General features: G+C 62.0%; 13 protein-coding genes. 11 read left to right on the top strand and 2 right to left on the bottom strand.

Features of this window, described 5'->3' with window-relative positions; translation table 11 throughout:
• Nucleotides 1-175: 175 nt before the first annotated feature.
• The 11 genes from pyrH (at nt 176) to lpxB (ending at nt 11,572) form a co-directional block, all read left to right on the top strand.
• Entirely contained in the window at nt 176-898 is a 723-nt protein-coding gene (pyrH, locus tag NKH30_RS21615) for a UMP kinase (RefSeq protein ID WP_023674934.1), read from the top strand.
• A gap of 92 nt (nt 899-990) precedes the next feature.
• Nucleotides 991-1,545 (top strand): ribosome recycling factor, encoded by a 555-nt coding sequence (frr, locus tag NKH30_RS21620; RefSeq protein ID WP_084640965.1) that lies wholly within the window; start codon nt 991-993, stop codon nt 1,543-1,545.
• A 32-nt stretch (nt 1,546-1,577) separates the two neighbouring features.
• The gene (locus NKH30_RS21625) at nt 1,578-2,300 is read left to right on the top strand and encodes an isoprenyl transferase (protein ID WP_352448819.1); all 723 of its coding nucleotides are present in this window, start codon (nt 1,578-1,580) and stop codon (nt 2,298-2,300) included.
• A gap of 3 nt (nt 2,301-2,303) precedes the next feature.
• Nucleotides 2,304-3,137 carry a phosphatidate cytidylyltransferase gene (locus tag NKH30_RS21630; protein WP_352996981.1) on the top strand — a complete coding sequence of 278 codons (834 nt, stop codon included), beginning with the start codon at nt 2,304-2,306 and terminating at the stop codon, nt 3,135-3,137.
• 104 nt (nt 3,138-3,241) lie between these two features.
• The gene (rseP, locus tag NKH30_RS21635; protein ID WP_023674938.1) at nt 3,242-4,384 is read left to right on the top strand and encodes an RIP metalloprotease RseP; all 1,143 of its coding nucleotides are present in this window, start codon (nt 3,242-3,244) and stop codon (nt 4,382-4,384) included.
• A gap of 217 nt (nt 4,385-4,601) precedes the next feature.
• Complete coding sequence (bamA, locus tag NKH30_RS21640; RefSeq protein ID WP_352474279.1) at nt 4,602-6,965, top strand: outer membrane protein assembly factor BamA; 2,364 nt, start codon at nt 4,602-4,604, stop codon at nt 6,963-6,965.
• Nucleotides 6,966-7,144: 179 nt separating this feature from the next.
• Nucleotides 7,145-8,203 (top strand): UDP-3-O-(3-hydroxymyristoyl)glucosamine N-acyltransferase, encoded by a 1,059-nt coding sequence (gene lpxD / locus NKH30_RS21645; RefSeq protein WP_352474278.1) that lies wholly within the window; start codon nt 7,145-7,147, stop codon nt 8,201-8,203.
• The gene (gene fabZ / locus NKH30_RS21650) at nt 8,196-8,660 is read left to right on the top strand and encodes a 3-hydroxyacyl-ACP dehydratase FabZ (RefSeq protein WP_023674942.1); all 465 of its coding nucleotides are present in this window, start codon (nt 8,196-8,198) and stop codon (nt 8,658-8,660) included. Before lpxD ends, fabZ begins: the two co-directional genes overlap by 8 nt.
• A 13-nt stretch (nt 8,661-8,673) precedes the next feature.
• Nucleotides 8,674-9,507, top strand: coding sequence for an acyl-ACP--UDP-N-acetylglucosamine O-acyltransferase (lpxA, locus tag NKH30_RS21655; protein WP_352474276.1), 834 nt, complete (start codon nt 8,674-8,676; stop codon nt 9,505-9,507).
• A gap of 6 nt (nt 9,508-9,513) precedes the next feature.
• Nucleotides 9,514-10,416, top strand: a complete 903-nt coding sequence (locus NKH30_RS21660) for an LpxI family protein (RefSeq protein WP_352996983.1) — start codon at nt 9,514-9,516, stop codon at nt 10,414-10,416.
• Nucleotides 10,406-11,572: a lipid-A-disaccharide synthase gene (gene lpxB / locus NKH30_RS21665; RefSeq protein ID WP_352996985.1), complete on the top strand. Its 1,167-nt coding sequence runs from the start codon at nt 10,406-10,408 to the stop codon at nt 11,570-11,572. The genes NKH30_RS21660 and lpxB overlap by 11 nt, the downstream gene beginning before the upstream one ends.
• A gap of 106 nt (nt 11,573-11,678) precedes the next feature.
• Here lpxB and gltA read toward each other — a convergent pair whose 3' ends face one another.
• Together gltA and gltX are read right to left on the bottom strand one after the other, a co-directional pair.
• A complete protein-coding gene (gene gltA, locus NKH30_RS21670) occupies nt 11,679-13,007 on the bottom strand; it encodes a citrate synthase (RefSeq protein WP_352699021.1) in 1,329 nt (442 codons plus the stop codon).
• Between the two features lie 179 nt (nt 13,008-13,186).
• Nucleotides 13,187-14,608 carry a glutamate--tRNA ligase gene (gene gltX, locus NKH30_RS21675; RefSeq protein ID WP_352815654.1) on the bottom strand — a complete coding sequence of 474 codons (1,422 nt, stop codon included), beginning with the start codon at nt 14,606-14,608 and terminating at the stop codon, nt 13,187-13,189.
• Nucleotides 14,609-14,654 lie beyond the last annotated feature (46 nt).

Here is a 14,654-nt window from a genome sequence, read left to right on the forward strand (position 1 = left end):
GCCGGATGGGCACATGCGAGCAACTTTTGCCGGCGTGAGCTGCCGGCTACCCCGGCCCCCGATCCCAATTTTCCGGCCCGGGCCCCGGGTTACAGCGGGGCGCCCTTCGTGTATCGGAACGCCCAGTGTTTCGGGGCGCACCGAAACGCGTCACACGCACGATGACGAGGACCAGATGACGGTGAAGCCCCTCTACCGACGTGTCTTGCTGAAAGCGTCGGGCGAAGCGTTGATGGGCGAGCAGCATTTCGGCATCGACGTATCGGTGGTCGACCGCATCGCCGCCGACATCGCCGAGGCCCGCGCATTGGGCATCGAAGTCGGTGTCGTCATAGGCGGCGGCAACATCTTCCGTGGCGTCGCGGTTGCGTCAAAAGGCGGAGACCGCGTCACCGGCGACCATATGGGCATGCTTGCCACGGTTATCAATTCGCTGGCGCTGCGCACCTCGCTCAACAAGATCGGCGTCGACGCCGTGGTGCTGTCGGCGATCGCCATGCCCGAGCTTTGCGAAAGTTTTTCGCAGCGTCAGGCGACCGCCTACATGAACCAGGGCAAGGTCGTCATCTTCGCCGGCGGCACCGGCAATCCGTTCTTCACCACCGATTCGGCTGCAGCCCTTCGCGCCGCCGAGATCGGCGCCGATGCTCTGTTCAAGGGCACCCAGGTCGATGGTGTCTATTCGGCTGATCCCAAGAAGGACCCGCATGCGACACGTTTCGAGCGGATCAGCCATGACGAAGTCATCAAACGCGGGCTTTCGATCATGGATACGGCGGCGATTGCACTTGCGCGCGAAAACAACATTCCGATAATCGTCTATTCGATCCACGAGAAGGGTGGCTTCGGCGATATCCTGAGGGGCGGCGGCCGTTGCACGGTTGTCGCAGACGATTGACCGGACCATGAACCCGAAAGGGACCGGTTGCGGATGAGGCTCGAACAGGGGCCTAAGCAGTGAACCCGGGTTAACGGGTCGAGGAGACGATGATGAGTGGCGAGTACGACGATCTCAAACGGCGCATGGACGGGGCGATCGCCGCGTTCAAGCATGATCTGGCTTCGCTGCGCACCGGCCGCGCGTCGAGCAACCTGCTCGATGCCGTCCAGGTGCAGGCCTATGGCACCACCATGCCGATCAACCAGGTGGCAACAGTGTCGGTGCCGGAACCGCGCATGATTTCGGTTTCGGTCTGGGACAAGTCGATGGTCAGCGCAGTGGACCGCGCCATCCGTGAAGCCAATCTCGGCTTCAATCCTATCGTCGACGGTACCAATCTCAGGATTCCGCTGCCCGAGCTCAACGAACAGCGCCGCAAGGAGCTGGTCAAGATCTCGCACGGTTATGCCGAGAATGCCCGCGTCGCCGCACGCCACGTTCGCCGGGACGGCATGGACTTTCTGAAAAAGGCGGAAAAGGACGGCGACATCAGTGAGGACGACCACCGCAAACGGGCCGACCAGGTTCAGAAACTGACCGACGAGACAATCAGCACCATCGACCACCTGCTTTCCGACAAGGAAGCGGAAATCATGCAGGTCTAGGGTCTGGCCACGCCTGGCCCGGAAGCGAGAATATGGCAACGCCCGCGCATGTCGCGATCATCATGGACGGAAACGGACGCTGGGCCAAGGCGCGCGGCTTGCCGCGGCTGGCTGGTCACCGCGCCGGCGTCGAGGCGCTGCGCAAGACAGTGCGCGCCGCCCCCGGCCTCGGCATCTCCTTCCTGACCGTCTACGCTTTTTCGTCGGAAAACTGGTCACGGCCGAAATCCGAAGTCAGCGACCTCATGGGCCTGCTTAAGCTTTTCATCCGACGTGACCTCGCCGAGCTGCACCAGAGTGGGGTGCGGATCAGGGTCATCGGTGACAGGGCAGGGCTGCAGCCCGACATAAGGGGGCTGCTCGAGGAAGCCGAAACGCTCACTCTCGGCAACGAGGCGCTGACACTGGTCATTGCCTTCAATTACGGCGGGCGCGACGAGATCGTGCGCACCGCGCGCAAGCTCGCAGCGGCGGTGGCGCGCGGTGAGATCGAGAGCGAGGCGATCACGGCCGATTCCTTTGCCAGCTCGCTCGATACAGAGGGCATTCCGGACCCGGAACTGGTCATCCGCACCAGCGGCGAGCTTCGGCTGTCCAACTTCCTGTTATGGCAGGCCGCCTATAGCGAACTCGTTTTCCTGCCTTGCTACTGGCCCGACTTCAGTCGCGAGCACCTGTCCGATGCACTGCGCGATTTCGCCGGCCGCGAGCGCCGCTTCGGCGGACTTGCCGCCCAAGATGTCGCCTCAGGCTGAGGAATGAGCAACCTCCAACTCCGGGTCATTTCGGCCGTCGTGCTTGCCATCGTCACGCTTGCCCTGACCTGGCTCGGCGGACTGTCCTTCCGGTTGCTTTGCGCTGCCATGGCGGCGGTGATCTTCTACGAATGGACGCGGATGAGCCGCCCCGTTGCCCCGGCAGGTGCTGGTGCTACGGCAGGTCTCGGCTTTCTGCCCGAGGCGCTGATCGGGGTCTTTATTGGTGCCCTCGTCGCCGGCCTGCCTGCGTCTTTGCTGCTGCCGCTCGTCGCGGCCCTGATTACTGTCACTGCGGTCGCTTCTTCCATGCGCAGGGCAGGACCGTGGGAAGCATCCGGCCTTGCCTATGCGGCCGTGTCCGGCTTGTCGCTGGCCTTCCTGCGTGACGGCGACCATTCAGGGCTGCTGGCCATTCTGTTCCTATTCGCCGTGGTTTGGGCGACCGATATCTTTGCCTATTTCGTCGGCCGCTCCATCGGTGGTCCAAGGCTGGCGCCGTCGATCTCGCCGGGCAAGACGCGGAGCGGGGCGCTCGGTGGGGTGGTCGGCGGCGTAGTGGCCGGGCTGCTTCTGGCCGCCGTGGCCGGAACGGGCAACCTCGTCGTGCTTGGCGTGGTCGCACTGGTGCTTTCGATTGTCGCGCAGGCCGGCGACCTGTTCGAATCATGGGTCAAGCGACGCCACGGCCGTAAAGATTCCGGCACGCTGATACCCGGCCATGGCGGCATCATGGATCGGGTAGATGGGCTTGTCGCGGCGGCTTTCGCCCTATACGTCATCGGCTGGATTTCCGCGACCGCCGACCATCCGGCACAGGGTCTGTTTCCGGTTTGAACGGCATCGTCGGTGGGCCGGCGCGGGGCTGCGTCATGGATTCGCCTGGATTGATGTCACAGTCGCGGCGTGATCTGTGCCGTGGATGAATTTGAGGGCATGAATTGAACGAGATTTTTCACGCGGTTTTCAGCACAGAGGGCTTTGTCCTCGGCACGCTGGTGCCTTTCCTGTTCGTGCTGACCGTGGTCGTTTTTGTCCACGAAATGGGCCATTACCTCGTCGGGCGCTGGTGCGGTATCGGCGCAAAAGCCTTTTCGATCGGTTTCGGCCCAGAGATCATCGGCTTCAACGATAGCCGCGGCACGCGCTGGAAGCTTTGCGCCATACCGCTCGGGGGCTACGTCAAGTTCGTCGGCGACATGAACGCGACGTCGAGCCAGCCCAGCTCCGAGGAGATCGAGGCGCTGAGCGACGAGGAACGCAAGGTCGCCTTCCACACGCAGCCGATCTGGAAGCGGGCGGCGACCGTCGTGGCGGGGCCGCTGTTCAACTTCCTGCTGACGATCGCCGTCTTTGCCGTGCTGTTTTCCGTCCATGGCCGGCCCGTGCTGGAGCCGATGGTGGCTGAGGTCACTGTCGGCAGTCCGGCCGCCGCGGCCGGCATCATGCCCGGCGACCGATTCGTCAGCGTCGACGGCAGCAAGGTCGAGACCTTCGCCGACGTCCAGCGTCTGGTCTCTGGCCGCGCCGGCGACAGCATCACCTTCGTCATGCTACGCGCCGGCAAGGAAATTACCGTCACGGCGACGCCGCGCTTGATGGAACAACAAGACGCACTGGGCAACAAGGTCCAGGTGGCCGTGATCGGCGTCGTCAACAACAAGGAACTCGGCCAGCCGCGGCTGATCACCTATAGTCCGGCCGGGGCGGTCGGGGCAGCGGTCCAGGAAACCGGACACGTCATCCAGCGTACCGGCCAGTTCCTGCAACGTTTCGTTGTCGGTCGCGAGGACAAGTGCCAGCTGGGCGGCCCCATCAAGATCGCCAAGATGTCGGGTCAGGCGGCAAAGCTCGGCTTTGAATGGCTCGTGCAGCTTGTTGCATTCCTGTCAGTCGGGATAGGGATTCTCAACCTTTTGCCGATTCCCCCCCTCGACGGAGGGCATCTTCTGTTCTACGGCGTGGAGGCTGTCATCCGGCGGCCGGTGTCCGAACGCATGATGGAAATGGCTTACCGAAGCGGCCTCATATTGGTGCTCGGGTTCATGGGCTTTGTTTTCTGGAACGATCTGTTTGGGTGCTGAAATCATGAAGGAATTTGGCTTCGGCACGAGCAATGTTGAGACGCCGTTTACCATGCGTGGGGATATGCGTGACGCGAAAGCCACGCCGCAGGGTTAAGTAAATACAAATTAACCAGAAGCCTTGCGTGTAGGGAAAATCCGGTTAATACGGTAGGGGAAATTACCGCACGTCCGGTTTTCTCGCCGTGGGGACTTCGAGAAAAGGTACAAAAGCCCGATGAAGGCAGCATCCAAGTTTCTGAGCGCCGCGTCCGCGGTGGCTATGTCCGCCGCTCTGGTTGTACCAGGCGCGCTCGCAGTGCAGTTCGTTGCCACATCGGCCGCCGAGGCGGCTGTCGTCTCCAGAGTCGAAGTCACCGGCAATCAGCGTGTCGACGCGGACACCATCCGCAATTACGTGACGATCAAGCCCGGCAAGGCGTTTTCCAGTTCGGATATCGACGATGCGGTCAAGGCGCTGTTTGGCACCGGGCTGTTTTCGGATGTGCAGATCAACCAGGTCGGATCGACGCTGGTCATCAAGGTGTCCGAATACCAGGTCGTCAACCAGGTGCTGTTCCAGGGCAACAAGAAGCTCAAGGACAACGCGCTTGAGGCTGCGGTGCAATTGAAGCCGCGCGGCACCTTCTCGCAACAGCAGCTCGATGCCGATGTCGAGGCGGTCAAGGCCGCATACCGGCGTATCGGCCGCGACGATGCCGCCGTGACCACCCAGATCATGGATCTCGGCGACAACCGGGTAAACGTGGTCTTCAACATCAACGAAGGCGGCCGCACCCAGATCGCAGCGATCAATTTCGTCGGCAACAGCGCCTATTCGAGCCGCCGGCTGTCGGACATCATCTCCACCAAGCGTTCGTCCTTCCTGTCGTTCGTGCTGCGCGACGACGTTTATGACGAGGACAAGCTGCGCGCCGACCAGGAGCTGCTGCGCCGCTTCTATTATAATCACGGCTATGCCGACTTCCAGGTCGTCTCGGCTGTCGGCGAACTCGACGACACCACCAACAAATACACCGTCACCATCACGGTACAGGAGGGCGAGCGTTATACGTTCGGGGATGTCAGCGTCGAAAGCACGATCCCCGAGGTCGACGCCAAGTCACTTGAATCGGTGGTCGAGACCCACAAGGGCGATGTCTACAACGCCAAGAACGTCGAGGACACGATCATCGCCTTGACCGAAAAGGTCGCTGGATCCGGCTATGCCTTCGCCCAGGTGACGCCGCGCGGCGACCGCAACTTCGAGAACCACACGATCTCGGTCGTCTATACGGTCGATCAGGGGACCAAGGCCTATATCGAGCGCATCGAGATTCGCGGCAACGATCGGACGCGCGACTACGTCATTCGCCGCGAGTTCGATGTCAGCGAAGGCGATGCTTTCAATCAGGTGCTCATCCAGCGCGCGAAGAGGCGGCTGGAAGCGCTCGATTATTTTGAAAAAGTCGAAATTTCCACCGTTCCGGGTTCTGAGCCGGACCAGGTTGTGCTGGTGGTAGATGTGGTCGAGAAATCGACCGGTGAGTTCACGGTCGGCGCCGGTTATTCGAGCGGCGGTGAAACGTCAGGTCCGTCCGTCGAAGGTTCCGTCAGTGAGCGCAACTTCCTCGGTCGCGGCCAATTCATCAAGGTGGCGGCGGGCGGTGGCAAGAACTCGCGCGACTACAGCTTCTCTTTCACCGAACCCTATTTCCTCGGCCGCCGGATCGCGGCCGGCTTCGACATCTACAAGCAGAGCCGAAACTACGACCATTACGACAGCGACACGACAGGCGCGACCGTCCGCTTCGGTCTGCCGATCACCGACAATATCTCAACGCAGCTGGCTTATAATATTGCGCAAGAGAAGTACGAGTTCGACGAGGGCTGCGTTCCCGTTATCAATGGTGGCACCTGCGACGTCTCCCAGGCGATCGTAAACGGCGTTGAAGAGAGCCCATGGCTCAAGTCCTCGGTCAGCCTCGGCCTGATCTACAATACCATCGACGACATGAAGAACCCGCATGACGGTATTTATGCCAATGTCGGCACCGAAGTGGCTGGCGTCGGCGGCGATGCCAAGTTCATCAAGGTCACGGCGCGCGGCAGCATTTATCAGACGCTGTCCGAACAATTGGACCTGGTGGGCCTCATTTCGGGCGGCGCCGGCCATGTCCAAGGCTATGGCAACGGCGATCTGCGCGTCTTCGACCATTTCCAGAGCAGCGACCGTATGATCCGCGGTTTCGAATACGGCGGCATCGGCCCGGTTGCTTCGGACAACAGCAATGACCATCTCGGCGGCACCACCTACTTCAATGCCTCGGCGGAAGCTCAGTTCCCGCTGCCGGTCATCCCCGAAAGCTTCGGTTTGCGTGGCGCTGTGTTCGCCGATGCGGCAACGCTCTACGGCAGCAAAATCGCAAGTGGCCTTGTCAATTCTTCGACAACCGGCATGGAATGGCGCGCTTCCGTCGGTGTCGGTTTGATGTGGGCATCGCCTTTCGGCCCGATCCGCATCGACTATGCGATCCCGGTCAAGAAGGAAAAGACCGACGACGTGCAGGAATTCAACTTCGGCATATCGACCCGCTTCTGATGTGCGGGCAATGATGCTTCCGGCTCGTTTGGATCCGGATGGCAGTGATCCGACACTACAGCGCAGCGCGTCCTATCGGACGCGCAAAGGACGTTGTAGCATTTTGATTTGCGCATGATCCTTTCCGAGGGTCGATTTCCGATTTCGGGGTCATGCGCTAGCTGGATATTGCTTCTGGAATGACCGATCCGGTGTTCTTCGCGCCCTCACGCCGGTATACGGCCGGCGAAGTCGCGAATCTGACCGGCTCGACGCTTGTTGATTCCGGTCTCTTCGATGTATCGATCGAGGCTCTGGCGCCCGCCAACGAAGGCGGCGAGAACGCCCTTGTCTTCGTCGATGGCAGGCGCAATTTCGCCCTGATGCAGTCACTGCGGGCGGCGGCGGTTCTCTGCCCTGCCGAATTTGCCGGCAAGGCGCCGGCGGGCATCGCGGTGCTGGTGCATCCGCGCCCGCAGCAGGCCTTCGCAATGGTCGGGCGTCTGCTTTTTCCGGCCGCTGCAACGCCTGGACCGATGACCGGCGAAACCGGTATCTCGCCGCACGCCCATATCGATGCGACCGCCCATGTCGAGGCCGGTGCGATCATCGAAGCGGGTGCGATCATCGGACCTCGCGCTGCCATCGGCAGCGGGACCGTCATTGCCCCGCATGCGGTCATCGGTCCGTCCTCGCAGATTGGCCGTGACGGCTATGTCGGTCCAGGTGCCAGCGTGCAATATGCGTTGATTGGCAATCGCGTCATCATCCATGGCGGTGCCAGGATCGGCCAGGATGGCTTCGGTTTCGTGGCCGGCGCCAAGGGTCCGGAGCGGGTTCCGCAGATCGGCCGCGTCATCATCCAGGACGACGTCGAGATCGGGTCGAATACGACCGTCGATCGCGGCGCCATGTCCGACACGATCATCGGCCAGGGCACCAAGATCGACAATCTGGTGCAGATCGCGCACAACGTTCGCATCGGCCGCAATTGCATTATAGCCGGGCTTTCGGGTATTTCCGGTTCCGTGACGGTAGGCGACAACGTCACCATGGGTGGCGGTGTCGGCCTTGCGGATCATTTGACCATCGGGTCCGGGGCCAAGCTTGCGGCAAGAAGCGGGTTTATGAGCAATGTGCCTGCCGGTGAGATTTGGGGAGGATATCCGGCGCAGCCGATGGCGGAAGCCATGCGCGAGATAGCGGCCTTGCGCAGACTTGCACGGACGCGCAAACAGGGTGAGGGGGGAAATGGCTGACATCGCAGCGGCGACGCTCGAAGCGGTTGACATAATGCGGCTGATGAAGCTCCTGCCGCACCGCTATCCGTTCTTGATGATCGACCGTATTGTCGACATAGATGGCGACGAATCCGCCATCGGCATCAAGAACGTCACCATAAACGAGCCGCATTTCCAAGGTCATTTCCCCGACCAGCCGGTCATGCCCGGCGTGCTGATCATCGAGGCGATGGCGCAGACGGCCGGCGCCATCTGCATCCGCAGCCTTGGTACGGAAAAGCCGTCGCTGGTTTATTTCCTGACCATCGACAATGCCAAGTTCCGCAAGCCGGTCGTTCCAGGCGACCAGCTGAAAATTCATGTGAAGAAAATCAAGAAACGCGGCAATCTTCTCAAATTCGCTTGCGAGGCCCTCGTCGATGGCGCCAAGGCGGCGGAAGCCGAGATCTCGGCGATGATGGTCGCAAGCGGCTGACAAACGAATGCTAATGAAAATCCAGACAGTCATCCATCCATCGTCGGTCATCGAGGCAGGCGCCCAAATCGGCGAAGGCGCCCGCATCGGGCCCTTCTGTCACGTCGGCCCCGACGCCGTGATCGGCGACCGCGTCGAACTGGTCAGCCATGTCTCGGTGATTGGCGCGACCACCATCGGTGCATCGACCAAGGTCTATCCGATGGCGATACTGGGCGGGCCGCCGCAGAACACCAAGCACAAGGGCGGCCGTACCACGCTGGTGATCGGCGAGAACTGCACGATCCGCGAAGGTGTCACCATGCATGTCGGCACCGATTCCAGCCGCGGCGAGACGACGATCGGCGACAACGGCAATTTCCTTGCCTATGCCCATATTGCCCATGACTGCGTGGTCGGCAAGAACGCCACCTTCGCCAATCAAGCGACGTTAGGCGGGCATTGCGAAGTCGGTGACAATGTCTACATCGGCGGCCTTACCGCGGTTCATCAGTTTGTCCGCATCGGCGATAACGCCTTTCTCGGCGGTTGCTCGGCGATCGTCGGCGACGTCATTCCTTACGCCATCGCCGTTGGCAACCGTGCCAGCCTTCGCGGCCTCAACATCATTGGCCTGAAGCGCGCCGGCCTGCCGCGTTCGGAGATCCACTTGCTGCGCAAAGCCTACAAGACGATCTTCGATCGCTCCCGGACCGTCGGCGAGAACATCGAATTCGCCAAGGCGGAATTCGCCTCGTCGCCGACTGCCATGAAAATCGTCGACTTCATCGCTGGTCGCGGCAAGCGGCACTACGCCGTGCCGTCGCTCAAGGGTAGCGACGGCGACGATACCGATGATGAAGACTGAGGGCAGATGACGAAGATTGAGGCTGCCGGAAAGGGCCTTGATCTCGCGCCAGATGCCAAGGTCGGCATCATCGCCGGCGGCGGCAGTCTCCCGGTCGAAATTGCCCGAGCGCTCGCCCGGCAAGGCAAATTGCCCTTCGTCGTGATGGCGGCCGGCGAGGTCGATCGCATAGCCGATTTCGAGCCCTATGAGCAGACAACCTTGAGGCTGGAAGACGTCGGCTCGCTGCTGCCGATCCTTAAGCGGCATCACGTTACGCATCTCGTAACCGCGGGTCATATCACGCGCCGCCCCAGGTTGAGCGCCATGCGCCTCAATTTGGGCCTGCTCGCGTGGCTACCCAGCCTCTTCGTCGGTGTAACCCGGGGGGACGATACGGTGCTGAAACTGTTCGTGCGCAGGATCGAGAGCAGCGGCATCAAGGTCGTCGGCGCTCACGAGATCGTGCCGGAGCTGGTCGCCGCCGAAGGCCTGCTGACCAAGGCGGCGCCACGCAAATCCGACTGGCGCGACATCGAGGCGGCGCACGCGGCGGCAAAAGCCATCGGCGCGCTGGATATCGGCCAAGCGGCTGTTGCGGTCGGCGGCCGCGCCATTGCGTTGGAAGGCGTCGAAGGCACCGACGGGCTGCTCGAGCGGACAAGGGAGTTGCGCGGGCACGGCAGGCTGGCCGGCGGGAGCCGCGGTGTTCTGGTCAAATGCGCCAAGCCCGGTCAGGAACTGCGTGCCGATCTGCCCTCCATCGGCCCGCTGACCGTCGAGGCGGCGCATGCCGCCGGACTGGCCGGCATTGCCGTCGAAGCCGGTCGCTCGCTAGTGCTCGAAGGTCCCGCCACCATCGGACGTGCCAATGCGCTCGGCCTGTTCGTAATCGGCCTGCCTGCTGCGGAGCCGGCGCATGGCGAATGAGCGGCCGTTGAAGATAGCCGTCGTCGCCGGCGAGGAGTCCGGCGACCTGCTTGGCGCCGACCTTGTGCAGGCGCTCAAGCGCATGACCGGGCGCGAAGTTCGGCTTGTCGGCATCGGCGGCCGCCATTTGCAGGCGCTCGACCTGGCGCCATTGTTCGACGGCAGCGAGATCGCACTGATGGGGCTTAGCGCCATCCTGCGCGACCTGCCGCGCCTGATGCGGCGGATCGGCCAGACGGAAAACGCGATTGCCGGTGAAAAGCCCGATTGCCTTATCACCATCGACAGTCCGGATTTCTCGCTGCGCGTCGCCAAGAAGGTGCGTGCCGCCGATCCGACTATCCCGATCGTCCACTATGTCTGCCCGAGCGTGTGGGCTTGGCGGCCGGGCAGGGCGGCGGCGATGAAGCCATATGTCGATCACATTCTTTGCATCCTGCCGTTCGAGGTGAAGGAACTCGCTCGCCTGGGCGGGCCGCCCGGCACCTATGTCGGGCATCGCCTTGCACACGATCCGGGCATAATCAGTGCCGCCAGGGCGCAGGCGCAGCCGCGTGACCTGTCCGCAGATCACGTCAAAACGTTGCTTGTACTGCCTGGTTCGCGTCGTGGTGAGGTGCGACGCATGGTCGGGCCGTTCGGCGAGACGGTGTCGATCCTGCGGGCGCGCGGGCACCGCTTGCGCCTGCTGTTGCCGACGGTGCCGCACGTCGCCGACCTGGTCAGGACCTCGGTCGCGAGCTGGGACGAGAAGCCGGAGATCATACTTGATGCCGAACGCAAATGGCAGGCCTTCGGCAAGGCCGATGCGGCGCTGATCGCATCGGGGACAGTATCGCTGGAACTGGCACTGGCGAGTGTGCCGATGATCTCCTGCTACCGGCTCGATCCGGTCATGCGCATGGCGCAGCCGCTGATCAAAGTATGGAGCGCAGCCTTGCCCAATCTCATTGCCGACCGGCCGGTTGTGCCGGAACACTACAATCAATATGTGCGGCCGCATTATCTGGCGCGGCAGTTGGAAGCGCTGTTCTCCGATACCGCCTACCGCACCTGGCAGAAGCACGGTTTTGCCGACATTGCCGGGCGTATGGCAACCGCCAAGCCGTCAGGCGAGATTGCCGCGGGTGTGGTGATGGGGATGGTGAGGAAGTGAGTGAATTGTGAATAGTGAATTGTGAATAGTGGTTTCTGTGGACAGGGAGCGACGCTTCGCTACTCCCATTCACCATTCACCATTCACCATTCACCATTCACCACCTTCACCGCTTCGCGATTGGCACGTAGTCCCGTTCCGGCGCGCCGGTATAGAGCTGGCGCGGGCGACCGATCTTCTGGTGCGGGTCCTCGATCATCTCCTTCCACTGCGCGATCCAGCCGACGGTGCGGGCGACCGCGAACAGCACGGTGAACATGGTGGTGGGAAAGCCCAGCGCCTTCAGCGTGATGCCGGAATAGAAATCGACGTTCGGATAGAGCTTCTTCTCGATGAAATAGGAATCGGTCAGTGCGATCCTTTCCAGCTCCATGGCGATGTCGAGCAGTGGATCGTCCTTGATGCCGAGCTCGCCCAGGACCTCGTGCGCGGTCTTCTGCATGATCTTGGCGCGCGGGTCGTAATTCTTGTAAACGCGGTGGCCAAATCCCATCAATCGGAACGGATCGTTCTTATCCTTGGCGCGCGCAATGAATTCCGGGATGTGATCGACATGCCCGATCTCGCCCAGCATGTTCAGGGCTGCCTCGTTGGCGCCGCCATGTGCGGGACCCCACAGGCAGGCGATGCCGGCAGCGATACAGGCAAAAGGATTGGCGCCCGACGAGCCGGCCAGGCGGACGGTCGAAGTCGAGGCGTTCTGTTCGTGATCGGCGTGCAGGATGAAGATGCGCTCCATCGCGCGGGCCAGCACCGGATTGATCTTGTATTCCTCGCAAGGCACGGCGAAGCACATATGCAGGAAATTGGCTGCGAAATTCAGCTCGTTCTTCGGGTAAATGAATGGCTGGCCGATGTGGTATTTATAGGCCATCGCCGCGATCGTCGGCATCTTGGCGATCAGCCGCATTGACGCGACCATGCGTTGATAGGGGTCCGAGATATCGGTGGAATCGTGATAGAAGGCCGACAGCGCGCCGACCACGCCGCACATCACCGCCATCGGATGCGCATCACGGCGGAAGCCGGTGAAAAAGCGCGACATCTGCTCATGCACCATGGTGTGGCGCGTCACCCGGTAGTCGAAATCGTCCTTCTGCGCCTTGGTCGGGAGTTCACCATAGAGCAAGAGATAGCAGACTTCGAGGAAGTCGCCGTGCTCGGCCAATTGGTCGATCGGGTAGCCGCGGTGCAAAAGAATGCCGGCATCGCCATCGATGAAGGTGATTTCCGATTCGCAGCTCGCCGTCGACGTAAAACCGGGATCGTAGGTAAAGACGCCGGCGGTGTTGTAGAGCGAACCGATGTCGATGACGTCAGGTCCTACCGAACCACTTCGTATCTTGAATTCATGGGTTTTGCCGCCGAATTCCAGCTTGGCCGTCGATGCCTGGGTTTTGCCGCCAAATTCCATTTTTGTCGCAGGTTCGGTCATAGCAAACTCCTTTTTGTTTCCTCAGGCCGGCAAAGGCAAAATATCTGAACCCAACACGTCAAAAGCATCGGAATACGCACATTTGCGCCCGCAATTGAATCTGCGCGGCAGATTAGGCCAAGACCCAATGTTGCACTGCGAAACACACCTTTCAATGCCAATCTTCTTGGGCCAGTTTGCTAATCGATTTGATCAGCGATCCGCGCCAGGCTTTCCTCGCGGCCAAGCACGGCAAGCACATCAAAGACACCTGGCGAGGTACTTTTGCCGGTGAGCGCGGCGCGCAAAGGTTGGGCCACGGCGCCGAGTTTGTAGCCGGCGGCCTGCGCATAGTCGCGGATCGCGGCTTCGGCTGAGGCGGCAGACCACCCCGAAACCGTGGCTAGTGCCGCATGAGCGCCCCGCAGGATCGCGCGTGCCTCACCGCTGAGCAGCGCCGCCGCCTTCTCGTCGACCGGCAGCGGCCGTTCGACGAAAAGGAATGCAGCCCCTTCGACAAGTTCGACCAGCGTTTTGGCGCGCTCCTTCAGGCCCGGCAACGCGGCAAGCAGTTGCGCCCTGCGTCTGTCGTCGAGGCGAGCGGCGATTGCCGGGCCGCCTTCTAGATAGGGCAGAGTGGCGATGAAGATGTCGAGCAGCGCCGCGTCGTTCATCCGGCGCATATGCACGCCGTTAAGCGCCTCGAGCTTGGCGAAGTCGAAACGGGCGGCGCCCTTGTTGACGTCGCCAATGTCGAACCATGTAATCATGTCGGCGATCGACATGATCTCATCGTCGCCGTGGCTCCAGCCAAGCCTCGCCAGATAGTTGAGCAGCGCCTCCGGCAGGTAGCCCATGGCGCGATAGGCTTCGACGCCAAGCGCACCGTGCCGCTTCGACAGCTTGGCGCCGTCGGCACCGTGGATCAACGGGATATGCGACATCGACGGCACCTCCCAGCCCATGGCGTGATAGATTACGGTCTGGCGTGCGGCGTTGGTCAAATGATCGTCGCCGCGGATGATGTGGGTGATGCCCATGTCGTGATCGTCGACGACGACGGCATGCATGTAGGTGGGATTGCCGTCCGAGCGCAGAATAATGAAATCGTCGAGATCCTTGTTGGGAAAGCGCACGTCGCCCTGGACGCGGTCATGCACCACCGTCTCGCCGTCTGTCGGCGCCTTGATGCGGATCGCCCCCTTGGCGCCGGGCGGCGCCTCCGACGGGTCGCGGTCGCGCCAGCGCCCATCATAGCGGGGCGGAAGCCCCTTGGCTCGCGCTGCCTCGCGCATCGCCTCCAGCTCCGCCGGCGTCGCGTAGCAGTAATAGGCCTTGCCCACGCGCACCAGCTCCTCGGCCACCTCGCGATGGCGCGGCGCGCGCTCGAACTGCGAGACAGGCGCGCCGTCCCAGGTGAGTCCGAGCCAGGAAAGCCCGTCGAGAATGGCTGCCGTCGCCGCATCCGTCGACCGCTCACGGTCGGTATCCTCTATACGCAGCAGCATCGTGCCGCCCGTGTGCTTGGCGTACAGCCAGTTGAACAGCGCCGTGCGCGCGCCGCCAATGTGCAGATAGCCGGTGGGCGAGGGGGCAAAACGGGTGACGACCTTATCGGGCATGGAACTCTCAGGCGGGCGAAGGAAGTGGGTTTGCGGACTTTCGCGC

This window comes from Mesorhizobium sp. M1273 (assembly GCF_040318195.1).
GTDB lineage: Bacteria > Pseudomonadota > Alphaproteobacteria > Rhizobiales > Rhizobiaceae > Mesorhizobium.

What these genes read in the sequence shown, in the direction of transcription:
- pyrH (WP_023674934.1), top strand. Translation starts at nt 176, where the DNA reads ATGACGGTGAAGCCCCTCTACCGACGTGTCTTGCTGAAAGCGTCGGGC.
- frr (WP_084640965.1), top strand. Translation starts at nt 991, where the DNA reads ATGAGTGGCGAGTACGACGATCTCAAACGGCGCATGGACGGGGCGATC.
- gltA (WP_352699021.1), bottom strand. Translation starts at nt 13,007, where the DNA reads ATGACCGAACCTGCGACAAAAATGGAATTTGGCGGCAAAACCCAGGCA.
- bamA (WP_352474279.1), top strand. Translation starts at nt 4,602, where the DNA reads ATGAAGGCAGCATCCAAGTTTCTGAGCGCCGCGTCCGCGGTGGCTATG.
- NKH30_RS21625 (WP_352448819.1), top strand. Translation starts at nt 1,578, where the DNA reads ATGGCAACGCCCGCGCATGTCGCGATCATCATGGACGGAAACGGACGC.
- lpxD (WP_352474278.1), top strand. Translation starts at nt 7,145, where the DNA reads ATGACCGATCCGGTGTTCTTCGCGCCCTCACGCCGGTATACGGCCGGC.
- gltX (WP_352815654.1), bottom strand. Translation starts at nt 14,608, where the DNA reads ATGCCCGATAAGGTCGTCACCCGTTTTGCCCCCTCGCCCACCGGCTAT.
- NKH30_RS21630 (WP_352996981.1), top strand. Translation starts at nt 2,304, where the DNA reads ATGAGCAACCTCCAACTCCGGGTCATTTCGGCCGTCGTGCTTGCCATC.
- lpxB (WP_352996985.1), top strand. Translation starts at nt 10,406, where the DNA reads ATGGCGAATGAGCGGCCGTTGAAGATAGCCGTCGTCGCCGGCGAGGAG.
- NKH30_RS21660 (WP_352996983.1), top strand. Translation starts at nt 9,514, where the DNA reads ATGACGAAGATTGAGGCTGCCGGAAAGGGCCTTGATCTCGCGCCAGAT.
- fabZ (WP_023674942.1), top strand. Translation starts at nt 8,196, where the DNA reads ATGGCTGACATCGCAGCGGCGACGCTCGAAGCGGTTGACATAATGCGG.
- lpxA (WP_352474276.1), top strand. Translation starts at nt 8,674, where the DNA reads ATGAAAATCCAGACAGTCATCCATCCATCGTCGGTCATCGAGGCAGGC.